Source organism: Kribbella voronezhensis (assembly GCF_004365175.1).
GTDB lineage: Bacteria > Actinomycetota > Actinomycetes > Propionibacteriales > Kribbellaceae > Kribbella > Kribbella voronezhensis.
Genome location: NZ_SOCE01000001.1, coordinates 2,371,008 through 2,392,976, shown reverse-complemented (window position 1 = coordinate 2,392,976; position 21,969 = coordinate 2,371,008). Strand labels below are relative to the sequence as shown.

General features: G+C 68.7%; 21 protein-coding genes. 14 read left to right on the top strand and 7 right to left on the bottom strand.

The annotated features are described in order from the left end of the window. Positions 1 to 5: 5 nt before the first annotated feature. Positions 6 to 1,193, bottom strand: coding sequence for an amidohydrolase (locus tag EV138_RS10790; protein WP_133978257.1), 1,188 nt, complete (start codon positions 1,191 to 1,193; stop codon positions 6 to 8). Between the two features lie 311 nt (positions 1,194 to 1,504). Here EV138_RS10790 and EV138_RS10785 point away from each other — a divergent pair, with 311 nt between their 5' ends. From EV138_RS10785 to EV138_RS10760, 6 genes are all read left to right on the top strand, one after another. Then, entirely contained in the window at positions 1,505 to 2,581 is a 1,077-nt protein-coding gene (locus EV138_RS10785) for a BMP family lipoprotein (protein WP_133978255.1), read from the top strand. Between the two features lie 92 nt (positions 2,582 to 2,673). Next, positions 2,674 to 4,224 (top strand): ABC transporter ATP-binding protein, encoded by a 1,551-nt coding sequence (locus EV138_RS10780; protein ID WP_133978253.1) that lies wholly within the window; start codon positions 2,674 to 2,676, stop codon positions 4,222 to 4,224. Further along, positions 4,225 to 5,430: an ABC transporter permease gene (locus EV138_RS10775; RefSeq protein ID WP_133978251.1), complete on the top strand. Its 1,206-nt coding sequence runs from the start codon at positions 4,225 to 4,227 to the stop codon at positions 5,428 to 5,430. After that, positions 5,427 to 6,716, top strand: a complete 1,290-nt coding sequence (locus tag EV138_RS10770) for an ABC transporter permease (RefSeq protein ID WP_133978249.1) — start codon at positions 5,427 to 5,429, stop codon at positions 6,714 to 6,716. Before EV138_RS10775 ends, EV138_RS10770 begins: the two co-directional genes overlap by 4 nt. Next, positions 6,694 to 7,131 (top strand): cytidine deaminase, encoded by a 438-nt coding sequence (locus EV138_RS10765; RefSeq protein ID WP_255513664.1) that lies wholly within the window; start codon positions 6,694 to 6,696, stop codon positions 7,129 to 7,131. Before EV138_RS10770 ends, EV138_RS10765 begins: the two co-directional genes overlap by 23 nt. After that, a complete protein-coding gene (locus tag EV138_RS10760) occupies positions 7,132 to 8,418 on the top strand; it encodes a thymidine phosphorylase (RefSeq protein ID WP_133978247.1) in 1,287 nt (428 codons plus the stop codon). A gap of 44 nt (positions 8,419 to 8,462) precedes the next feature. On the opposite strand, the gene EV138_RS10755 is transcribed toward EV138_RS10760, so the two are convergent. After that, positions 8,463 to 9,143, bottom strand: a complete 681-nt coding sequence (locus EV138_RS10755) for a hypothetical protein (protein ID WP_133978245.1) — start codon at positions 9,141 to 9,143, stop codon at positions 8,463 to 8,465. Between the two features lie 85 nt (positions 9,144 to 9,228). Next, complete coding sequence (locus tag EV138_RS10750; protein ID WP_133978243.1) at positions 9,229 to 10,122, bottom strand: LysR family transcriptional regulator; 894 nt, start codon at positions 10,120 to 10,122, stop codon at positions 9,229 to 9,231. 75 nt (positions 10,123 to 10,197) lie between these two features. Between EV138_RS10750 and EV138_RS10745 the strand changes: the two genes are divergently transcribed. The 8 genes from EV138_RS10745 (at position 10,198) to xylB (ending at position 19,564) form a co-directional block, all read left to right on the top strand. Further along, positions 10,198 to 11,310, top strand: coding sequence for a DMT family transporter (locus EV138_RS10745; RefSeq protein WP_238158060.1), 1,113 nt, complete (start codon positions 10,198 to 10,200; stop codon positions 11,308 to 11,310). Positions 11,311 to 11,788: 478 nt separating this feature from the next. After that, complete coding sequence (locus tag EV138_RS10735; protein WP_133978238.1) at positions 11,789 to 12,190, top strand: hypothetical protein; 402 nt, start codon at positions 11,789 to 11,791, stop codon at positions 12,188 to 12,190. Positions 12,191 to 12,395: 205 nt separating this feature from the next. Beyond that, on the top strand, positions 12,396 to 13,766 hold the full coding sequence (locus EV138_RS10730) for an ABC transporter substrate-binding protein (protein ID WP_202866689.1): 1,371 nt from the start codon (positions 12,396 to 12,398) through the stop codon (positions 13,764 to 13,766). A gap of 10 nt (positions 13,767 to 13,776) precedes the next feature. Continuing rightward, positions 13,777 to 14,727, top strand: a complete 951-nt coding sequence (locus tag EV138_RS10725) for a carbohydrate ABC transporter permease (protein WP_133978234.1) — start codon at positions 13,777 to 13,779, stop codon at positions 14,725 to 14,727. Further along, complete coding sequence (locus tag EV138_RS10720; RefSeq protein ID WP_133978232.1) at positions 14,724 to 15,569, top strand: carbohydrate ABC transporter permease; 846 nt, start codon at positions 14,724 to 14,726, stop codon at positions 15,567 to 15,569. The genes EV138_RS10725 and EV138_RS10720 overlap by 4 nt, the downstream gene beginning before the upstream one ends. Then, a complete protein-coding gene (locus tag EV138_RS10715) occupies positions 15,566 to 17,038 on the top strand; it encodes a mannitol dehydrogenase family protein (protein WP_133978231.1) in 1,473 nt (490 codons plus the stop codon). Before EV138_RS10720 ends, EV138_RS10715 begins: the two co-directional genes overlap by 4 nt. Before the next feature lie 102 nt (positions 17,039 to 17,140). Next, the gene (locus EV138_RS10710; protein ID WP_133978229.1) at positions 17,141 to 18,118 is read left to right on the top strand and encodes a sugar-binding transcriptional regulator; all 978 of its coding nucleotides are present in this window, start codon (positions 17,141 to 17,143) and stop codon (positions 18,116 to 18,118) included. A 3-nt stretch (positions 18,119 to 18,121) separates the two neighbouring features. Next, entirely contained in the window at positions 18,122 to 19,564 is a 1,443-nt protein-coding gene (gene xylB / locus EV138_RS10705; protein WP_133978227.1) for a xylulokinase, read from the top strand. A gap of 110 nt (positions 19,565 to 19,674) precedes the next feature. Here the strand turns inward: xylB and EV138_RS10700 are convergent, their stop codons facing one another. From EV138_RS10700 to EV138_RS10685, 4 genes are all read right to left on the bottom strand, one after another. After that, positions 19,675 to 20,109 carry a MarR family winged helix-turn-helix transcriptional regulator gene (locus EV138_RS10700; protein ID WP_133978225.1) on the bottom strand — a complete coding sequence of 145 codons (435 nt, stop codon included), beginning with the start codon at positions 20,107 to 20,109 and terminating at the stop codon, positions 19,675 to 19,677. After that, positions 20,106 to 20,528: an SRPBCC family protein gene (locus EV138_RS10695; protein WP_133978223.1), complete on the bottom strand. Its 423-nt coding sequence runs from the start codon at positions 20,526 to 20,528 to the stop codon at positions 20,106 to 20,108. Before EV138_RS10695 ends, EV138_RS10700 begins: the two co-directional genes overlap by 4 nt. A 288-nt stretch (positions 20,529 to 20,816) precedes the next feature. Further along, a complete protein-coding gene (locus EV138_RS10690; protein WP_133978221.1) occupies positions 20,817 to 21,179 on the bottom strand; it encodes a hypothetical protein in 363 nt (120 codons plus the stop codon). Further along, positions 21,176 to 21,928 carry a sulfite exporter TauE/SafE family protein gene (locus tag EV138_RS10685; RefSeq protein WP_133978219.1) on the bottom strand — a complete coding sequence of 251 codons (753 nt, stop codon included), beginning with the start codon at positions 21,926 to 21,928 and terminating at the stop codon, positions 21,176 to 21,178. Before EV138_RS10685 ends, EV138_RS10690 begins: the two co-directional genes overlap by 4 nt. Between the last annotated feature and the right edge of the window lie 41 nt (positions 21,929 to 21,969).

The following is a 21,969-nucleotide window of genomic DNA, read 5'->3' as shown; positions in this document are numbered from 1 at the left end:
GAGTTTCAGTCCAGGAGGGCGGCGGCGACCAGGACTGAGGTGCCCAGGGTGATGGCGTCCTCTGATGGGTTGAAGCCGGGGGTGTGGAGGTCGGCTGCTGTGTCCGAGCCGGGTGGGCGGACGCCGAGGCGGGCCATGGCGCCGGGAACGTGTTCCAGGTACCAGGCGAAGTCTTCGCCGCCGAGGCTCTGGTCGGTCGGGGCGACGGCGGCGGGGCCGAGCGTGTGGCCTACCGCAGTACGGAACACCTCGATGGCAGCCGGGTCGTTCATCACCGGCGGCACTCCGTGGGTGACCTCGGTGTCCACCTCCACGCCGAATGGCGCGGCCAGTTGCGCCGCCAGCGTCGGGATCAGCTCCTCGGCGAGCCGCCACGCGTTCACATCGAGGCAGCGCAAGGTGCCCTCCGCCTCACCGCGCGCGGGGATCGCATTCGCCGCGGAGCCAGACGTGATTCGACCCCAGACCAGCGACATCCCGGCCCGCGGATCGACCCGCCGCGACAACGCGGCCGGGAGTTCGGTCACCAGCGTGGCCAGGGCGTAGACGAGATCGGCCGTCAGATGCGGCCGCGAGGTATGCCCACCAGGCCCAGTGAGCCGAACCAGAATCCGGTCAGCCGCAGCAGTGAGCGCACCAACCCGCAACCCGACCTGCCCGACGTCCAGCCGCGGGTCACAGTGCAACCCGTAAATACGCCGTACGCCGTCCAGTCCGCCCGCCGCGATCACCCCGAGCGCGCCGCCCGGCATCACCTCCTCGGCCGGCTGAAAGATCAGCCGCACCCGCCGATCGAGCAGACCGTCCCGAGCCATCCCCGCGAGAACCAGACCGGCTCCGACCAGGGCAGCGGTGTGTACGTCGTGCCCGCACGCGTGCGCGACACCGTCGACGGTCGACCGGTGCGGGGCCACCACGGCGTCCGGCACGGGCAGTGCGTCGATATCGGCCCGGAGCGCGATACAGGAGTCGCCGGAGCCGATGTCGCAGATCAGCCCCGTCCCGGTCGGCAGTACCTGCGGGGACAGACCCGCCTCGGTCAGCCGCTGACGCAGTACTTCGGTCGTGCGGACCTCGTTCCAGCCGAGCTCGGGGTGCGCGTGCAGGTCGCGGCGGAGGGCGAGTGCCTCGTCGCGAACCTCGTCCACCCGCGCTTTCGAGTCCGCCACCAGCAGCTGTCCCGCAGTCGTCATCCGGCGATTCTGTCATCCGATCGGCACCCGACCGGGCCGGACCCGGCCGTTGTCACGGATCGTGACCGGAACTGACAGTGAGCAAACCGCGGGCCCGGAGGCGGGAATTCATCGGTGCGTGACCTGGATCGAGCAGACGGTAGCCATACCGCAGGAGTTACGTCACAATGCTTCGCGCGCCGGTCACTTTCCGGTATCGAGGCCCTCGCGCCGTTCAAAGAAGGCTCCGCTGGCCCCTATAGTCTGCGGATGCGGCACGCTGGGGAAGGCGTGCCGGGGCAGATATTTCTGGTCGACGAAGGAGACCTCCGGTGAAGAAGTACGTGCGGGGACTGGCGATCGTGAGCGCATTGACGCTCGCCGTCGCCGCTTGTGGCAGCAAGCCGACTGACAACGCGTCCGGCGGCAGCGCCAACAAGGACTTCAAGGCCTGCATGGTCTCGGACTCGGGTGGCTTCGACGACAAGTCGTTCAACCAGACCTCGTACGAGGGTTTCCAGGCTGCCATCAAGGCCAAGGGCCTGACCGAGGTCAAGGCGGAGTCGAAGTCGGACAACGACTACCCGACCAACATGACCGCGATGGTCAACGCCAAGTGCAAGGTGATCGTTGCCGTCGGCTTCAAGCTCGAGGACGCCACCGACAAGGCCGCGAACGCGAACCCGGACATCAAGTTCGCCATCGTCGACTCGGCCCCGGCCAAGCCGATCGCGAACGTCAAGCCGCTGCTGTTCAACACCGCGCAGGCCGCCTTCCAGGGCGGTTACCTGGCCGCGGCGATGACCAAGACCGGCAAGGTCGGCACCTTCGGCGGCATCAAGATCCCGCCGGTGACGATCTACATGGACGGCTTCGCCGAGGGCGTGCGGTACTACAACAAGCAGAAGAGCAAGAACGTCCAGGTGCTGGGCTGGGACGACGCGAAGCAGACCGGTCTGTTCACCGGTGACTTCGAGGACAAGGCGAAGGGCCAGAACACCGGCCAGAACCTGATCACCCAGGGCGCGGACATCATCTTCCCGGTGGCCGGCCCGTCGGGTCTGGGCGGCCTGCAGGCGGCCAAGGCCAGCAACGGCAAGGTCAACGCGATCTGGGTCGACACCGACGGCTGCGTGAGCGCCGCGGAGTACTGCTCGGTGTTGATCAGCTCGGTGAACAAGGGCATGGACGTCGCCGTCCAGGACGCCGTCACCTCCGTGGTCGACAACAAGTACGACAGCAAGCAGTTCGTCGGCACGCTGGAGAACGGCGGCACCTCGCTGGCTCCCTTCCACGAGTTCGACGGCAAGGTTCCGGCCGAGGTGAAGACCGAGCTGGACCAGATCAAGGCCGACATCATCTCCGGCAAGATCACCATCGCGTCCAAGGCGCAGCCGGCCGCGTCCTGATCGACAGCGTCAGCACGTAGTACGGTGCGAGCCAGGAAGTAGCCCCGACCGGGGCGGCTTCCTGGCTCGCCGTCTGAGAGGAAGGCCGCGGCATGCATCTCGAGCTCTCGGGGCTGACCAAGAGCTTCGGCTCGCTGGTCGCCAACGACCACATCGATCTCGTCATCGAGCCCGGTGAGATCCACTGCCTGCTCGGCGAGAACGGGGCCGGCAAGAGCACCCTGATGAACATGCTCTACGGGCTGCTGCAGCCCGACTCCGGTGAGATCGTGATCGACGGCGAGAAGGTCGTGATCGGCTCGCCGAGCGACGCGATCGAGCACGGCATCGGGATGGTGCACCAGCACTTCATGCTGGTGCCGGTGTTCACCGTCGCGGAGAACATCATGCTCGGCCGGGAGAACACCTTCCCCGGCGGCATCCTGGACCGCAAGAAGGCGCACGCGCTGGTCACCGAGCTGTCCGAGCGGTACGGGTTCGAGGTGAACCCCGAGGCGCTGGTCGAGGACATCCCGGTCGGCGTCCAGCAGCGGGTGGAGATCATCAAGGCGCTGACCAACGACGCCAAGGTGCTGATCCTGGACGAGCCGACCGCGGTGCTCACCCCGGCCGAGATCGACGAGCTGATCACGGTGATGCGGCGGCTGAAGGAGAACGGCACCTCGATCGTCTTCATCACCCACAAGCTCAAAGAGGTCAAGGCGATCGCGGACAAGATCACCGTGATCCGCCGCGGCAAGGTGGTCGGCCAGGCCGACCCGAGCGAGACCGAGGAAGGCCTGGCGCAGATGATGGTCGGCCGCGCGGTCGACCTGGTGGTGGACAAGCAACCGGCCCAGCCGGGCGAGCCGGTGCTGCAGATCAAGGGCCTGACGGTGATCGACGAGCGCGGGTTCACCGCCGTCGACGGTGTCGACCTGGAGGTCCGGGCGGGCGAGATCCTCGCCGTGGCCGGGGTCCAGGGCAACGGCCAGACCGAGCTCGCCGAGGCGCTGCTCGGCCTCACCCCGATCGCGGCCGGCAGCGTTTCGCTGGACGGCAAGGACCTGACCGGGGTGTCCACCAGGCACCGGCTCGACGCCGGCATCGGGTACGTGCCCGAGGACCGCGGCCGGGACGGGTTCGTCGGACCGTTCACGGTCGCCGAGAACCTGGTACTCGACCTGTTCCGCCGGGCGCCGTTCGGCGACGGCCTGATGCTGCACACCGACGAGATCGCCAAGAACGGCGAGCAGCGGGTCGAGGAGTTCGACATCCGCACCCAGAGCATCGATCTGCCGGTCTCGTCGCTGTCCGGCGGCAACCAGCAGAAGGTGGTGCTGGCCCGCGAGCTGTCCCGGCCGCTGAAGCTGCTGGTCGCCTCGCAGCCGACCCGCGGTGTGGACGTCGGCTCCATCGAGTTCCTGCACGAGCGGATCGTGCAGGAGCGCGACAACGGCACCGCGGTCCTGATCGTGTCCACCGAACTGGACGAGATCGCCGCGCTGTCCGACCGGGTCGCGGTGATGTACCGCGGCAAGGTGGTCGGCGTCGTACCGTCCGACACGCCCCGCGACGAGCTCGGCCTGATGATGGCCGGAGCCTCCCGGACCGAGGCCCACGAAGCCGCGATCGAGAACCCCACCACGTTGGGAACCATCTAGATGAGCACTGACACAACCACCGAGCCGGAGAAGGCCGCGCCGGTACCGGCCAAGGAGCCGCAACGGTCCGGATTGCCCGGCTGGGCGATCCAGGGCCTGGTCTCGCTGAGCGCGATCGTGCTGGCGCTGGTCGTCGGCGCGATCCTGATCATCATCGGCGACGAACAGGTGAAGGCCGCGGTCGCGTACTTCGGCGCCGCGCCGATGGACACCTTCTCGGCCGCCTTCAGCGCGGTCGGCGAGGCGTACAAGGCGCTCGCGCTCGGCGCGATCGGCGGAGTCACCCCGATCACCGAGTCGCTCACCCAGGCGACGCCGCTGATCTGCGGTGGCCTCGCGGTGTCCCTCGCGTTCCGCACCGGGCTGTTCAACATCGGCGCCCAGGGCCAGTTGATCATCGGCGCCATCCTGGCCGCCTGGGTCGGGTTCGCCTGGCACCTGCCGCCGGGCCTGCACCTGATCATCGCGGTGATCGCCGGCTTGATCGGCGGGGCGATCTGGGGCGGCGTGGTCGGCCTGCTGAAGGCCCGCACCGGTGCCCACGAGGTGATCGTCACGATCATGCTCAACTACGTCGCGATCTACCTGCTCCAGTGGTTGCTCACGACAACGACCTTCCGGCGTCCGGGCCGGACGGACCCGATCAGCCCGATCGTGGACGCGAACGCGCAGTACCCGCAGTTCGGCAGCACCCGGTTGCACGTCGGCTTCCTGCTCGCCCTGCTGGCCGCCGCCTTCGTCTGGTGGCTGCTGAACCGTTCGACGATCGGCTTCGAACTGCGCGCGGTCGGCGCGAACGCGGACGCCTCCCGTACTGCGGGGATGAGCGTCGGCAAGGCCTACTTCATCGCCATGCTGGTCGCCGGAGCCCTGGCGGGCCTGGCCGGAACCCAGCAGGTGCTCGGCACCGACCTGCCGCTCACCGACGGTGTGGCCGCCTCGGTCGGGTTCGACGCCATCACGGTGGCGCTGCTCGGTCGCGGTACGCCGCTCGGTACGGTGCTGGCGGGTCTGCTCTTCGGCGCGCTGAACGCCGGTGGCCTGCAGATGCAGCTGGAGACCCAGACCCCGCTGACACTGACCACTGTCCTGCAGGCCGTGATCGTGCTGTTCGTGGCCGCGCCGGCCCTGGTTCGCTCGGTCTTCCGGTTCCTGCCCAAGGAACGCGGCGCCGGCACGGTCCTCGCGAAAGGCTGGAACGGATGAGCGAGTCGACGACGACGGCCGACACCGTCAAGGTCCCGGCCCCGGCGGCCATCGAGGCGCCGGCCGAGCGGACCCGCCGGTTGCGGGTCGGCGGCCTGATGGTGGTCTTCGCCCTGATCGGGCTCGGTCTGGCGATCGGCACCAAGGGCGGCAAGGCGACCTTCCAGCTCACCTCGGGCGACCTGGAGAACAACCTGCTGCACCTCCCCGCACAGCCGGTGGGCATCTTCCTCGGCATCCTCGGGCTGGCCGCCGCGGTGGCGTATGTGCTGCGCAGGATCCCGCAGAAGTACGCCGCCTGGCTGGCCGCCGTACTGGGCATCTGCTTCATCGGGGCGTTCCTGTGCTGGGCCGCGGCGGGCAAGACGTTCCCGCTGGCGAACCAGTTCCAGGGCACGCTGAACTTCGCCACGCCGCTGATCCTGGGTGCGCTGGCGGGCGTGATGTGTGAGCGCGCCGGTGTCATCAACATCGCGATCGAGGGCCAGTTCCTGGTCGGGGCCTTCACTGCCGCGGTCGTCTCCAGTACTACACACAACGCGGCCGCGGCGCTGATCGCGGCGGCGGTGACCGGTGTGCTGCTGGCCGCGCTGCTGGCGGTGTTCTCGATCAAGTACCTGGTCAACCAGGTCGTCCTCGGCGTCGTGCTGGTGGTGTTCGCCTCCGGCATCACCGGGTATCTCTTCGACCAGTTCCTGCAGGAGGACGCGGCGAAGCTGAACACGCCGACCGTGCTGTCGGCGGTGAAGATCCCGCTGCTCGGCGACATCCCGTTCTTCGGGCCGATCCTGTTCAACCAGACGGTGCTTGTCTACCTCACCTACCTCGCGGTCGCGGTGGTCACCTTCGTGCTCTTCCAGACGCGCTGGGGTCTTCGGGTCCGGGCCGTCGGTGAGCACCCGAAGGCGGCGGACACCGTCGGCATCAGAGTGAAGCGCGTCCGGTACTCCGCGGTGCTGTGGGCCGGTGTGCTCGCCGGTCTCGGTGGTTCTTTCTTCACCGTCGGGTACGCCGGGTCCTTCGCCAAGGAGATGACCGCGGGCAACGGGTTCATCGCCCTGGCCGCGCTGATCATGGGCCGCTGGCACCCGATCGGCGCGATGGTGGCGGCGTTGTTCTTCGGCTTCGCGACCCAGTTGCAGTCGCAGTTGCAGATCATCCAGACCCCGATCCCCGGTCAACTGTTGCTGATGGCCCCTTACCTGGCCACCGTGATCGCCGTCGCGGGCCTGGTCGGCAGGGTGAGAGCCCCCAAGGCGGACGGTGAGCCCTACGTCACCGAATAACTCAGCCGCGGCCGAGAGCGCCGGTCCAGAGATCGACTGGCCGGCCCTGCGAGCTGTTGCTGTCGAGGCGATGGGGCGGGCGTACGCGCCGTACTCCGGGTTCCCGGTGGGGGCCGCGGCGGTGGTCGACGACGGGCGGATTGTTGCTGGGTGCAACGTTGAGAACGCGTCGTACGGGCTGACGTTGTGTGCCGAGTGTGGGCTGGTGTCCGAGTTGCACCGGACCGGTGGTGGGCGGCTGGTGGCGTTCACCTGTGTGGACCACAACGGCGAACTGCTGACGCCGTGCGGGCGTTGCCGCCAGTTGCTGTACGAGCACGGCGGCCCGACGCTGCGGATCGAGACCGACGGCGGAAGCCGGCCGATGAGCGAACTACTGCCCGACGCGTTCGGGCCGGAACGAATGGGGGAGTAAGTGGCAGGCTTCGACGCCGTCGACGTGATCCGGACCAAGCGGGACAAAGGTGAGCTCAGCGACGGGCAGATCGACTGGGTGATCGACGCCTACACCAAGGGTGACGTCGCCGACGAGCAGATGTCGTCGCTGGCGATGGCCATTCTTCTGAACGGCATGAACCGGCGCGAGATCGCCCGCTGGACCAACGCGATGATCGCCTCCGGCGAGCGGATGGACTTCGCCAAGCTGTCCCGGCCGACCGCGGACAAGCACTCCACCGGCGGCGTCGGCGACAAGATCACGCTGCCACTCGCGCCCCTGGTCGCAGCGTGCGGAGTCGCCGTACCGCAGCTCTCCGGGCGCGGCCTCGGTCACACCGGCGGCACTCTGGACAAGCTGGAGTCGATCCCGGGTTGGCGTGCGGCGCTGTCGAACGAGGAAATGATGAGCCAGCTCGAGGACGTCGGCGCGGTGATCTGCGCGGCCGGCGACGGGCTGGCCCCGGCGGACAAGAAGCTGTACGCGCTCCGCGACGTGACCGGTACGGTCGAGGCGATCCCGTTGATCGCCAGCTCGATCATGAGCAAGAAGATTGCCGAGGGCACCGGTGCGCTGGTGCTCGACGTGAAGGTCGGCTCGGGCGCGTTCATGAAGGACGTCGCGAACGCCCGCGAGCTGGCCGAGACGATGGTTGCGCTGGGCACCGATGCCGGGGTGAAGACGGTCGCGCTGCTGACCGACATGTCGACGCCGCTCGGGCTGACGGCCGGAAACGCCTTGGAGGTCAGGGAATCCGTCGAGGTGCTGACCGGTGGCGGACCGGCCGACGTGGTCGAACTGACCATCGCCCTGGCGACCGAGATGCTGGCTGCCGCCGGCGTGACCGACGTCGATCCCGCGGAGAAACTTCGCGACGGTACGGCGATGGACGCCTGGAACCGGATGATCTCGGCCCAAGGCGGCGACCCCTCGGCCGAGCTCCCGGTGGCGCCGGAGCAGCACGTCGTGAAGGCGTCCTCCACCGGCGTACTGACGGCGATGGACGCGCTGGCGGTCGGAGTCGCCGCCTGGCGGCTCGGCGCGGGCCGCGCTCGCAAGGAAGACCCGGTCTCCGCGGTCGCCGGAGTCGAGTTGCACGCGAAACCAGGTGATTCGGTGACCGAGGGACAACCGCTGCTCACCCTGCATGCGGACGACACGAGCCGCTTCGACCGCGCACTCGAGTCGCTCGCCGACGCAGTACAGATCTCAGCGGACGGACGCTACGAGCCGACGCCGCTGGTGATCGACCGCATCACTGCCTGATCGCCGGGCGGGATGGGCCTCGGCGCCCCTCCTGTGGTGGCGCGTTAGCCGGCTTTGCGGGTCTGGGATTGCTTCTGCTGCTTCGTGATGGTGGCGGCGAGGGCGGTGTCGGGGGTGAGGCCGGCGGTCAGCTCGCCGGTCTGAGTGATCGTGATCTCGGTGACGAGGGTGCCGACGACGAAGCTGGTCTCGGCGATCGCCTCGGAGCGGCCGACCGCGGTGGAGACGACGATCCTCCCGTCGGCCAACGCGTCCGGAACTCCTGGCACGGCGAACGGGCGATCGTGCGGCTCCTGTGCCCAGAACCCACGTTGCAGGATGTCGGCCTGAGCTCTGGAGCCGACGCGGAAGATCTGCACCGTGATGTGCTTCTTGCGATCCGCACTGGTCCGGTACGTCCGGTAGCCCTCGGTGAAGTGGGCGTTCAGCAGCAACGCGCGGTCCTTGGCCGGTGCCGCCGACAACGTGTCCAGATAGGACTCCCGGCTGAACGGCCCACTCCGCTCGCTCGGATCCGCCGGGTCGCCGGCCAGAGAACCGGCCGGTACGACGATCAACCCGGCGAGCCCGTTCGTCGCACGTTGGGGCGCCGGAGCAGCGGATGGTGCCGCGGCAATCGCGGCCGCCTCGGGTCCATCGGTCGTCGCGGCACCGGCGGTGTTCCCGCATCCGGCCACGACCAGTGCACTCAGTACTACGGCGACGCCGGGAGCAGCACGCCTCACAATTCCTCCGCCTGTCAGGGATCCCGAGTCTCGATCGGACCAGACGAAGGTGAACGCCAGACGAATACAACGACTGCAGCAGGTGCTACGCGGCGGTATGCAGGGCCGCGGCGACGGCTTCCACAGCAGGTGTCCGGGTTGCCCGGGTCAGCAGGAAGACCTCGCGGGTGAGATCGCCCTCGGCCAGGGAACGGACGGCGACACCTGGTACGCCGTAGCCGAGGACCAGATCGGGCAGGAGCGCGCAGGCGCCCGTAGTACGGACCATTTCGACGAGGATCAGGAAGTCGTCGGAGGCGTAGCGCAGGTCGGGTTCGAAGCCGCCGAGTTCGCGGCAGGCGCGGATCTGCATCTCGCGGTGGCCGGTGCCCGGTTGGCAGGCGGCCCAGCGAGCGCCGGACAGTTCTGCCATCCGTACTCGCTCACCCGCCGCCAACGGATGCGTTTCGGGCAGGACCAGGCGCACCTGCTCACGGACCAGCGGCTCGCGGGTCAGGTCGTCGTGCACGGGTCGCGGCCGGCCGGAGTACTCGTCGCCGACCAGCGCGTCGAGCTGCCGTAGGCGAAGCGCGGGCACAGCCTCCTCGACCTCGGCCTCGGTCACCTCGATCCGGATGCCGGGATGGCTCTCGGCCAGTGCGGCGACCGCGGGCGCCACGATCCGCAGGAAGGCGGACTGGAAAGCCGACACCCGGACAACGCCCGCCGGGTGCCCCGCGGCGATGGCGGCCACCTCGGCCTCGGCCGCCTCCATCCCGTCGAGCAGCACGGCCGCGTGCCGGACCAGGACCTGACCCGCATCGGTGAGTCGGACGTTCCGGCCGCTGCGTTCGAGCAGTTTGGCGCCCGCCTCGCGCTCGAGGACCGCGAGCTGCTGCGAGATCGCGCTCGGGGTGTAGCCGAGCGCGCGGGCGGCGCCGTGGACGGTACCGCGGGCGTCGAGTTCGCGCAGGAGGCGCAAGCGCCGGAGATCGAGCATCGTTCACAGATGCTACCCAATTCCATGCATGAAGAGCAGATGGACGTGAACAGTCGGCGGTGTCAGCATCGGTGCGTGGGTGCCCTCCTCTGCCTCTTGTCCGCCGCCTGTTTCGGCGCGATGGCGATCTTCGGGAAGTACGCGTACGACGCCCGGGTCGACGTCGCCGATCTCCTCCTGCTGCGCTTCGTGATCGCGGCCGTGCTGCTGCTCGTCGTCGCCCGCGCGACCGGCGCGCTGCGGAACCTGCCGCGACGCTCGATCGCCGGCGCGCTCGCGATGGGCGGGATCGGCTACGCGACCCAGGCCGGCCTGTTCTTCGGCGCGCTCGAGCGGATGGACGCGTCCTTGCTCGCGTTGATCCTGTACGCCTACCCGACCCTGGTGATGCTCGGAGCGATCGCCCTCGGCCGCGAGCGAGCATCGGTACGCCGGGTCGTCGCGCTGCTGGTCGCCTCGGCCGGCACGGTCCTGGTCCTCGGCGCGGCCGCGGCGGGCGGGCTTGATGCTCTGGGTACGGCGATGGGCTTCGGTGCGGCCATCGCGTACACGGTCTACATCCTGGTGGGAGACCGGCTCGGTCCCGCGATCCCGCCGCTGGCGCTGGCCGCACTCGTTTGCACCGGAGCGGCCGGAACCTTCGCAGTGGTCAGTGCGGTTCGGGGCGGGCCCAACCTTGACTTCGATGCCGCTGGTTGGGGATGGGTCTCGGCCATCGCTGTGGTCAGCACGGTGGCGGCAATCGTCTTGTTCTTCGCCGGAGTCGCCCGCGTCGGTCCGTCGACGGCCTCGATCCTGTCGACGCTGGAACCGGTGGTCACGGTCGCCCTGGCGGCCCTCGTCTTCCACGATTCCCTCGGCGCCGTCCAACTGGCCGGGGGCGCGCTGGTCCTCAGCGCCGCCGTCATAATCCAGCCGATCAAGGATCCGCGTGGACCGAGGCGTGGGCCGTCAGCGGTTGGCGGTGGCGAGCAATTCGGTGATGCGGCGGCGGGCGGCTTTGGGGCTCAGGGGTTCGCAGCCGGCGTCGAGGCAGCGGCGTACGACGCGGGGGTCGTCGCGGAGCAGCAGGAGTCCCCGGCGGAGCAGGGTGAACGGGGGCTTGCGGTGTTCGCGGAGGTCTCGCTGGAAGCGACGAGCGAAGGTGACCAGGCGGTGGTGCCGGACGCAGATCGCTGCCGCCAGTAGCCCGCGATCCTGCAGCGGGCCGACGATCTGGTCCGCGAAGATGCCCTCGGCAATCACCAGCGGCGAGCCCTCGGTCGAGACCGGCCGGTGCCCGACCGTGCCGTCGGCGGAGATGTCGTAGATCGGCATGTCCGCGCTACCCGTCGTACAGAGTGTCTCCAGGGCAGCGACCGCTCGCTCGCCGTCCCACGAACCAGGGTGGTCCCAGTCGACGATCCCGAGCGGCGAACGCGGCATCGCCTCGTCGTCACCGTCGCGGTAGAAGTCGTCCAGCCGCACCACGGGCAACCCGGTCAACTCCGCCAGATGGGACTTGCCGGTCCCCGAAGGTCCCGCCAGCAACACCACACGCGCACTCACCCGCGTCATTCTCCGCCATCGGCGCCCGGATGCATAAAGCAGCAGCGGGAGCCGATCGGCGTAACGCTGCGTCTGTCCGGTGCGATATGCGGGCGGGACCGAGCGGCGGGGGTGGGCGGTGCGGCTGACGGTGGGCGGCGTTCTCGTGTACGCCGGGATGGCGCTGCTGCTGGTCGTCCAGACGGTGCGCCTCGTCACGATGGACCGGCTCTGGGTGGACGGTGTCTCCGTCGCGCCGGCCGGCCTCGTGGTGGTTGCTGCCGCGGCGGCGCTGCTGTTCCTGACTGCCGTGGTGACCCGGCAACCGTTGGTCGAAGGCGACGGACCCTGGTTCATCACGATGGGCTGGCTCCTGCTGATCGCCCTGACCGCACTCTCCTTCGTGATCTCACTGTCGTCGTCCCTGACTTCCGAAGAAGCGGTCTGGGTGACAGGCCCCGCGGTCTTCGTCCCGTTCTGGGTACGAAAGCTGGAGGAGTCCTACCGCGAGGGCGTCGAGGAAGCCCAACGCGACCACTGATGCCGCCGCACCCGCACGCCGTACCGCCCACTCGTTAACACCTGCTCGAGCGTGCGCTCAATTGTGCATCGTCATGCTCGGATGTGTTGTGAGCTCTTGACACCTTGCTTCCGCGACCGGTTCACTCACCTAATGAGCGGCGGGATGCTCATGTGAGCGAGTGAGGCAGGGCCGGATAGCGATGTCGACGGCGAAGGAGCAACTCGTGGTGGCACAGCGGAAGCGGATCGGGGGTGTGGTCGTCGCGGTGCTCCTGGTGAGTGCGGTGGGCGGCTGCGCGGGCTGGGGTGGTGGGGGCGGCGGTGCGGGCGGGGCCGACGCCGTCAACGTGCTGATGGTGAACAACCCGCAGATGGTGGATCTGCAGAAGCTGACCGCGGACAACTTCACCAAACAGACCGGGATCAAGGTCAACTACACCGTGCTCCCGGAGAACGACGTCCGGGACAAGATCAGCCAGGAGTTCTCCAGCCAGGCCGGCCAGTACGACGTCGCCTCGCTGAGCAACTTCGAGATCCCGATCTACGCGACCAGCAAGTGGATCGCGCCGTTGTCGGACTACATCGCCAAGGACTCGTCGTTCAACCAGGACGACGTGCTGAAGCCGATGACGCAGTCGCTCACCGGCGCCGACGGCAAGATCTACGGCGAACCGTTCTACGGCGAGTCGTCGTTCCTGATGTACCGCAAGGATGTCCTCGCGGCGAAGGGCATCGAGATGCCGGCCAAGCCGACGTGGCAGCAGGTCGCCGACATCGCGGCCAAGGTCGACAACGCCCAGCCCGGCATGCGCGGCATCTGCCTGCGTGGCCAGCCCGGCTGGGGCCAGCTCTTCGCGCCGCTGACCACGGTGGTGAACACCTTCGGCGGCACCTGGTTCACCGATGACTGGAAAGCACAGGTGAACGCGCCGGAGTTCACCGAGGCGACCAAGTTCTACGTCGACCTGGTCCGCGCGCACGGCGAGCTCGGCGCCCCGCAGGCCGGCTTCACCGAATGCCTCAACAATCTCGTCCAGGGCAATGTCGCGATGTGGTACGACGCGACGTCCGCGGCCGGTTCGCTCGAAGCGCCGAACTCGCCGGTCAAGGGCAAGATCGGCTACGCCCTCGCGCCCGTGGTGAAGACCGACAGCTCGGGCTGGTTGTACACCTGGTCGTGGAGCATCCAGGAAGCCAGCAAGAAGAAGGACAACGCCTGGAAGTTCATCTCCTGGGCCTCGAGCAAGCAGTACGAGGAACTCGTCGGCCAGAAGCTCGGCTGGTCCCGCGTCCCGGCCGGCAAGCGCGCCTCGACGTACGCGAACCCGGAGTACCTGAAGGAGGCGGCGGCGTTCGCGCAGCCGACCAAGCAGGCGATCGAGACCGCCGACCCGACCAACCCCGGTGTGCAGAAGCGGCCGGCGATCGGGATCCAGTTCGTCGACATCCCGGAGTTCCCGGATCTCGGCACCCAGGTCAGCCAGGACGTCAGTTCGGCGATCGCGGGCCGGATGAGCGTCGAGAAGGCGCTGAAACGCGGGCAGACGCTCGCCGACGACGTGGCCGACCGGTACCGGTCCCGAGAAGCGAAGTGAGGGAACCGTCATGTCTGTAGACACCGAGGTCCGCCCGGGCCGGCACGCCGCGGTCCCGCCCGGCTCGAGCGGCACGCTGATGCGCCGTACCGGCGACTGGGCCAGGCGGGCGCCGCTGATGCCCGCGCTGGTCTTCATGATCATCGTCACCCAGTTGCCGTTCGTGGTCACGATCATCGCCTCGTTCATGAACTGGAACGCCTACTACCCCGACGAGCGCGGGTTCGCCGGGATCGACAACTTCCGCCGCGTCCTCACCGACGTGAACACCCGGCACGCGATCTGGGTGACGATCCTGCTGACCGCGGGAGTGGTGCTGATCAGCCTGCTGCTCGGGCTGGCGATCGCGCTGCTGCTGGACCGGCGGTTCCGTGGCCGCGGTGCGGTCCGGACGATGATGATCACGCCGTTCCTGGTGGTACCGGTGGCCGCCGCGCTGCTCTGGAAGCACGCGTTGTACAACCCGGAGTACGGGCTGTTCAACGGCGTACTCAAGTGGATCTTCGGCGACAACGCGCCGCAGCCGGACTGGATCAGCAACCAGCCGTTGTGGTCGGTGATCTTCGCACTGGTCTGGCAGTGGACGCCGTTCATGATGCTGATCCTGCTGGCCGGGTTGCAGAGCCGCCCGCTCGACGTGATCGAGGCGGCCGGGATCGACGGCGCGAGCAAGTGGGACATCTTCCGCTACATGACGCTGCCGCACCTTCGGCAGTACCTCGAACTGAGCGCGCTGCTCGGCTCGATCTACGTGGTGCAGAACTTCGACGCCGTCTTCACGATCACCTCGGGCGGCCTCGGTACGGCGAACCTGCCATACACGATCTACCAGACCTTCTACACCGCTCACGACTACGGCCGGGCCTCGGCCGCCGGCGTCATCGTGGTGATCGGCACGATCGTCATCGCGACCTTCGCCCTGCGCTCGGTGTCCACGCTGTTCAAGGAGGAGGGACGATGACTGGCCAGGTAATGATGGTCACCGGGAAGAGGAATCGCGGTGGCGGCTGGGCTTTGAGCGGACTGGCCTGGGTGGTCGGGCTGCTGTTCGTGCTGCCGGTGCTGTGGATGGTGCTGACTTCTTTCCACGCCGAGACCGACGCGGCGAAGAACCCGCCGGACCTGGCCGCGCCGCTGACGCTGGACGGCTTCCGGTCGTTCTTCGACTCCGGCCCGTGGCCGTCGATCGCGAACTCGCTGACCGCGAGCATCCTGTCGACGGTGCTGGTCATCCTGCTCGCCTTCCCGGCGGCGTACGCGCTGTCCATCAAGCCGGTGAAGAAGTGGACGGACGTGATGTTCTTCTTCCTGTCCACCAAGATGCTGCCGGTGGTGGCGGGGCTGCTGCCGATCTACCTGTTCGCCCAGTTCGCCGGGCTGCTGGACAACATCTGGCTGCTGATCGTGCTGTACACCTCGATGAACCTGCCGATCGCGGTCTGGATGCTGCGCAGCTTCCTGGCCGAGGTGCCGGTGGAGATCCTCGAGGCGGCCTCGGTCGACGGCGCCGGGCTGACCAGGACGCTGCGTTCGGTGGTCGCGCCGGTGGTGACGCCGGGGATCGCGTCCGCGGCGCTGATCTGCTTCATCTTCAGCTGGAACGAACTGCTTTTCGCCCGCGTGCTGACGGGTACCGTGGCACAGACCGCGCCGGTCTTCCTGACCGGGTTCGTCACCAGCCAGGGCCTGTTCCTGGCGAAGGTCTGCGCCGCCTCGCTGGTGGTGTCGCTGCCGGTGCTGATCGCGGGATTCGCTGCCCAGGACAAGCTGGTCCAGGGCCTGTCGCTCGGGGCGGTCAAGTGACCCAGTTGGGAACGGCAACGATAGGTGCCCTCGGCAACGAGGTCGGCGTACCGCAGTACGACCGTACGGCGGTCCGCCCCGGCATCGTGCACTTCGGGGTCGGCGGGTTCCACCGGGCCCATCAGGCGATGTACCTCGATCGGCTGATGAACGACGGCAAGGCGCTCGACTGGGGGATCTGCGGCATCGGCGTACTGCCGCAGGACCGCCGGATGGCCGACGTGCTGGAGGCGCAGGACGGCCTCTACACGCTGGTGGTCAAGTACCCCGACGGTGCCCTGGAACCGCGGGTGATCGGGTCGATCGTGGACTACCTGTTCGCACCGGACGACCCCGAGGCGGTGCTCGCGCGGATGACGGACCCGGCCACCCGGATCGTCTCGCTGACCATCACCGAGGGCGGGTACCACGTGAACCAGGTGACCGGGGAGCTCGACGCCTCCGATCCCGGCCTCACCGCGGACCTGGCGGCGGGCGCGACGCCGGTGAGCGTGTTCGGTTTCGTGATCGAGGCGCTGGCCCGCCGGCGTACGGCGGGTGTGCCGCCCTTCACGGTGATGTCGTGCGACAACATCCCGGGCAACGGGCACGTCGCCCGCAAGATGCTCACCAGCTTCGCCCGGTTGAAGGACCCGGAGCTGGCGGACTGGATCGAGCGCGAGGTGCGCTTCCCGAACTCGATGGTGGACAGGATCACGCCGGTCACCACCGACGAGGACAAGGCGGCGCTCGCGGAGAAGTTCGGGGTCGAGGACGGCTGGCCGGTGGTCTGCGAGCCGTTCACGCAGTGGGTGCTCGAGGACGACTTCGGAGGCGAGCGGCCGCCGTACGAGGAGGTCGGTGTGCAGTTGGTGGCCGACGTCGAGCCGTACGAGCTGATGAAGCTGCGGCTGCTGAACGCCAGCCACCAGGCGCTCTGCTACCTCGGCTATCTGGCCGGCTACCGGTACGCGCACGAGGTCTGCCAGGACAAGCTGTTCGTCGACTTCCTGCTCGGCTACATGGACTTCGAGGGTGCGCCGACGCTGCCGCCTGTGCCCGGTGTCCACCTCGACGGGTACAAGCGGGAGCTGATCGAGCGGTTCGCCAACCCGGAGGTCCGCGACACGCTCGCGCGGCTCTGCGCTGAGAGCTCGGACCGAATCCCGAAGTGGCTGGTGCCGGTGATCCGCGAGCAGTTGGCTGCCGGGCGCGAGATCACGCGATCCGCGCTGGTGGTGGCGTCCTGGGCCCGGTACGCCGAGGGCACCGACGAGCAGGGCGAACCGATCGAGGTGGTGGACCGGCTGCGCGACAAGCTGGTCGAGCGGGCGCAGCACAACCGCGACGATCCGTTGCTCTTCGTCTCCGACCGGGACCTGTTCGGTGACCTGGTCGACGACGAGCGGTTCGTCCAGGCGTACACGGCGGCCCTCGCCTCGCTGCACGAACGAGGAGCGCGAGCGACACTCGAAGCGCTGACCGGATGACCGCTGCCTGGGTCTCGGGTGACCACTGCGCAAGACTGGTCGCGGCAGATCCCTGAAACGGCTACGGTGCCGGACGGACACGGATTGGGGGCAGGGGTGACGGTGAACAACCGGGGACAGGTGCTCGGCGAAGGCGACGAAGACGACGAACTGCTCGCGGACGTCGCCCGTCGCTACTACCTGGACAACACGTCCAAGGTGGATATCGCCAAGGACCTGGACCTGAGCCGGTTCAAGGTCGCCCGGCTGCTCGAGGACGCCCGGGCCCGCGGGATCGTGCAGATCCAGATCAAGAGCCCCAGCCCGATCGACCGGGCCCTGGCCGATCAGCTCGCCGAGAAACTCGGCGTACCGCGGTGCGTGGTCACCCACACGTCGGGATCGCCGGAGCAGATTCGCGACCAGGTGGCGGAGGCGGCCGCCCGGACGGTTGCGCCGCTGGTCCATGACGGTGATCTGCTCGGCCTGACCTGGAGCCGGGCCGTCGACGCGATGGTCGACCACTTCGACGCGTTGCCCGCCTGCACGGTCGTGCAGATGGCGGGTTCGCTGCACTCGCCGGCCGGTGGCGGCAGCACGATGGATCTGGCTCGTCGCGCGGCCGCCCTGGCCGGCGGCACGGCGCACGCGGTACACGCTCCGCTCGTCGTCGACGACATTGCCGCCGTGGCCGCGTTGCGCCGGCAGCCCGGGATCGCGGACACGTTGGCGCTGGCCGACCGGCTGGACATCTCGGTGGTCGCGATCGGCGCCTGGCGGACGGGCTGTTCCACCGTCTGGGACGCGGTCTCGGAGGAGATCCGCGACGAAGGGGTGGCCGGCGGCGCGGTGGCCGAGGTCAGTGGGCATCTTTTCACCGCGGACGGCAAACTGGTCGAGTCACCGTTGGAGCAGATGATCATCGCCGTCTCGGCCGACCAGTTGCGCCGCCCGGCCGAACGGGTGGCGCTGGCCGCCGGCGTCCACCGTGCTCCCGCGGTGATCTCCGCGGTGCGGGCCGGCCTGGTCAGCACCCTGGTGACCACGACCGATCTGGCCCGCGATGTACTACGGCAACTCGCCGCCCTCGAGAGGACTTAGTTGATGACCGAACCCAGGTTGGTTGCCGGTGTGGACTGTTCCACCCAGGCGACCAAGGTCGTGGTGTGCGACGCGGCGACCGGGGAGGTGCTGCGCGAAGGGCGGGCACCGCATCCCGACGCCACCCAGGTCGACCCTGCGGAGTGGTGGGCCGCCTGGCAGTCGGCATCCGACGGGCTGCTCGACGGGGTCTCCGCGATCTCGGTCGGTGGGCAGCAGCACGGCATGGTGCTGCTCGACCCGGCCGGTGAGGTCGTTCACCCGGCGGTCTTGTGGAACGACACGAGCTCGGCGGACGCGACGCTGGAGCTCGTCTCGGAGCTGGGCGGGCCGGAGGCGTGGGCCGCGGCGGTGGGATCTGTGCCGGTGTCTTCGTTCACTGTCACCAAGCTGCGGTGGGTTCGGGGTGCTGCTCCCGAGGCGGCCGCGCGGGCTGCGGCGGTGGCGCTGCCGCACGACTGGCTGACCCACCGGCTGGCCGCTGACCGTGGTGGGATCGAGGACCTGACGACCGACCGCGGTGACGCGTCCGGGACCGGGTGGTGGTCGCCGATCACCAACTCGTACCGGCCGGATCTGGTCGAGCTCGCCTTCGGCCGTTCACTCTCGCTGCCGCGCGTCGCGGGTCCTGCGGAGATCGTCGGTCACACCGCCTCGGGTGCGGCGCTGGCTGCCGGCACGGGTGACAACATGGCCGCCGCGCTGGGGCTGGAGCTGCAGCCCGGCGACGTGGCGGTCTCACTGGGAACCTCCGGTACTGCGTTCGCGACCAGTGCCTCGTCGACGGCCGACCCGAGTGGATTCGTCGCCGGGTTCGCCGATGCAACCGGGGGCTATTTGCCGCTCGTCTGCACCTTGAACGCTGCCCGCGTGATGTCCGCGACCGCTACCTTGCTCGGGATGGACCTGGCCGCTCTGGACGAGGCGGCGCTGGGATCTTCGGGGAGCGGCGGGCTCGTGATGCTGCCCTATCTGGATGGCGAGCGGACCCCGGACCTGCCGCACTCGACCGGGCTGATCTACGGCCTGACCCGTGCGACCGCGCAACCGTCGACGATGGCCCGCGCCGCCGTCGAAGGCATGCTCTGCGGCCTGGCCGACGCGGTCGATGCCTTGCGTGCCCAGGGTCTCCCGGTCGAGCGGGTGCTGCTGCTCGGCGGAGCGGCCCGCTCCCGCGCAGTACAGGCTCTCGCTCCTGCTCTGCTCGGTGCACCCGTCGTGCTGCCCGAGCCCGCCGAGTACGTCGCCCTCGGCGCAGCCCGCCAGGCCGCCTGGGCGCTCTCCGGCGCCGACACCCCACCCACTTGGGAGACCGCGGTCAGCAAGCCCGAGCCCTCCATCCTCACCGACAACGAGGCAACCCAGATCCGCACCCTCTACGCCGCCGTCCTCGCCGGCACCCGCCCCCTCCTCGCCACCCCCAGAGACTGGCCCGCCAAACGCTGACAGCCCGATCGCCGTACCGACGGACAGGACTTGTCGCCCAAAGGGAAGGCAACGCCGCCGCAGTTGGGCGCGACCGCTGCCGGACATCCTGTCCGTCGGTACGCCGAACGTCAGGTGCTGCGGCGGTTGGCGATTTGGCGGAAGGTTTTGCGGAGTGCTTCGGGGGCGTCGCCGAAGTACTCCGTGTCCAGGGTGCGGGCGATCTCCGTGGCCTGGCGGGTGAGTTTGCGGCCCTTGGTGGTGAGGCGTAGCCGGTAGGCGCGGGAGTCGTCCGGATCGACCTCGCGGCTGAGCAGTTCGGCTTCCAGCAGGGTTTTGACCACCTTCGACGTCATCATTCGGTCGGCGCCGGCTTGTGCCGCGACCTGCTGCTGTGTCGGCGCCCCCTGCGTGTGCTCGAGCCAACCGGCCGAAGCGAGCAGCATGAACTGCGTGGGCGTCAGACCGATCGTCCGCAGCCGCTGGTCGAGCTCCGCGCGCCAGGCAAGGGCCGCGTGGTGCAGCCAGAACCCTGGCGACAGCATCGGTCCCGACTCTTCGATCACGCGCCCTGCTTAGCACGCTGTTCGAGGGCCGACCAAGTACGGAAGAAGTCGCGTCGCATCTTGCGACCGAAATGAAAGCGGAACAACGGCACCAGCGGCCCGGTCACCCGCACGGTCCGCGTGCACCGGATCCGCCCACCCGGCAGGGCTTCGTAGTCATTCGACCCCCACAACTTCCCGCCCGGCAGCTTGCACTCACTGGCCCACCGCCGCTCCGGCACCACCTCGGTCAACGTGAACACCGCCGCCGGATTCCCCTTCTGCTTGACCCACCCCGTCGTCCCCACCACGAACTCCCCGTCCAACCGAGCCTGATCCTCATGCGGATCCCACTCCGGCCACCGCCCCACCTCCGTCACCACCGCCCACACCGCCGCCAGTTCCCCCACAATCACCGCTTCCTCCCGAACCTCGTACATCTCGCCTCCCACACTCGCGTCTGTTGTCACAACAACAATAAACAGTAGCCGCGACAACAGTCAATCAACGTTGGGCTCGGCGTAGCAGGCGTTCGGCGTTGAACTCCGGTGGAGGCTGGATGAGCTGGGGCATGGGGGGACCAAGTTCACGGCAAACGGCATGGCGGTGAACCTGCTCTGCTTCCTGCAAGCTGGGCCGATCGCGACCGTGTGCTGCTTCCTCAAGTGCGCTTGTCCGCAGCGGAGCACCCCGTGCTGCGGCGGCGTGGGCCAGGCGACCTTAGCTGTCTACTTCGAGGTGTGCAGTGCGCCGGAGACTGGGGTTGGGCCGGGGTCTTCCTCGGCGTGGCGGAGGACCCAGTCGTCGAGGTCCTCGGCGGCTTCGTGGGGGTTGCTGAGGAGAGTTGTTCGCCAGGTGGAGCGATCGGGGTCGGTGGATGCGAGGAGGTGGGCGATTGTCGGCCAGTCGAGGCCGTCGGCTTCGGCGGCGAGGACGGTGACGGCGAGGAAGCGTTGCGCTGCTTGAAGGATCCGGCCCGCGTCGGCGACGGCTTCCGTCGTACTGCGGTTTGTCGGCACGGCGCGCCGGGCGAGTTCGGACAGCTCGCAAGCCTCGTAGGACAAGGCGATCCGGGCGACGGCCGGCTTCATCGCGAGGCCTTGGCGAAGTAGACGGCGGTCATCGTGACCGCCGACGTGAGCACCAGCGCACGGAGTGCGGGAGGAGGCAGCCGCCGCGCGATCGTGGCGCCGCTGAAGCCGCCGGCCACCGCGCCGGTGATCAGGGCTGCGAGGGTGCTCGGGCGATCCGCGACATCGGAGGCGAACAGGAAGATGACCGCGGCGGTGCAGTAGACGGCCGCGAGTTGGGCCACCCGGGGCGGGTTGCCGGCTGCCGGGTCCAGCCCGAGGCCGATGCTCCAGAAGGCGACCATCATCAGGCCGACCGCGCCGCCGAAGTACCCGCCGTACAAGGCGAGAACGAACTGCCCGCCGAGGATCGCGGGCAGGCTGAGTGTTCCGGACTTCAGGAGGGTGGCGATCCGGCGGCCGAAGGCGAGCATGAGCGTGGCGAACGCCAGCAACCACGGGACAACAGCGTCGAAGGAGCTGGAAGGAAGAGCGAGCAGGAGTACTGCGCCGAGCCCGCCGCCGACGATGCTGGTCACGGTCAGGGTGTGGGTGGAGATCCCGGCGAGTGGTTGGAGTTCGCGGCGGTAGACCCAAAGGCTGGCGACTGCACCGGGCAGCAGTGCGACCGTGGTGGCGGCGTTGGCCGTGACCGGTGCGAGCCCGGCCGCTACCAGCACCGGGAACGCGACGAAGCTACCGCCGCCGCCGACCGAATTCAGCGCGCCGGACACGAGACCGGCGAGCAGCACGATCAGCAAAGGAGCCACGCCTTCGAGGATCGCGGATGTAGATCGGCCTTCACAATGCG

Bases quoted from the DNA above. Each gene is read 5' to 3' on its own strand.
- EV138_RS10790 (WP_133978257.1), bottom strand. From the start codon at position 1,193: ATGACGACTGCGGGACAGCTGCTGGTGGCGGACTCGAAAGCGCGGGTG.
- EV138_RS10780 (WP_133978253.1), top strand. From the start codon at position 2,674: ATGCATCTCGAGCTCTCGGGGCTGACCAAGAGCTTCGGCTCGCTGGTC.
- EV138_RS10775 (WP_133978251.1), top strand. From the start codon at position 4,225: ATGAGCACTGACACAACCACCGAGCCGGAGAAGGCCGCGCCGGTACCG.
- EV138_RS10770 (WP_133978249.1), top strand. From the start codon at position 5,427: ATGAGCGAGTCGACGACGACGGCCGACACCGTCAAGGTCCCGGCCCCG.
- EV138_RS10750 (WP_133978243.1), bottom strand. From the start codon at position 10,122: ATGCTCGATCTCCGGCGCTTGCGCCTCCTGCGCGAACTCGACGCCCGC.
- EV138_RS10725 (WP_133978234.1), top strand. From the start codon at position 13,777: ATGTCTGTAGACACCGAGGTCCGCCCGGGCCGGCACGCCGCGGTCCCG.
- EV138_RS10720 (WP_133978232.1), top strand. From the start codon at position 14,724: ATGACTGGCCAGGTAATGATGGTCACCGGGAAGAGGAATCGCGGTGGC.
- xylB (WP_133978227.1), top strand. From the start codon at position 18,122: ATGACCGAACCCAGGTTGGTTGCCGGTGTGGACTGTTCCACCCAGGCG.
- EV138_RS10695 (WP_133978223.1), bottom strand. From the start codon at position 20,528: ATGTACGAGGTTCGGGAGGAAGCGGTGATTGTGGGGGAACTGGCGGCG.
- EV138_RS10690 (WP_133978221.1), bottom strand. From the start codon at position 21,179: ATGAAGCCGGCCGTCGCCCGGATCGCCTTGTCCTACGAGGCTTGCGAG.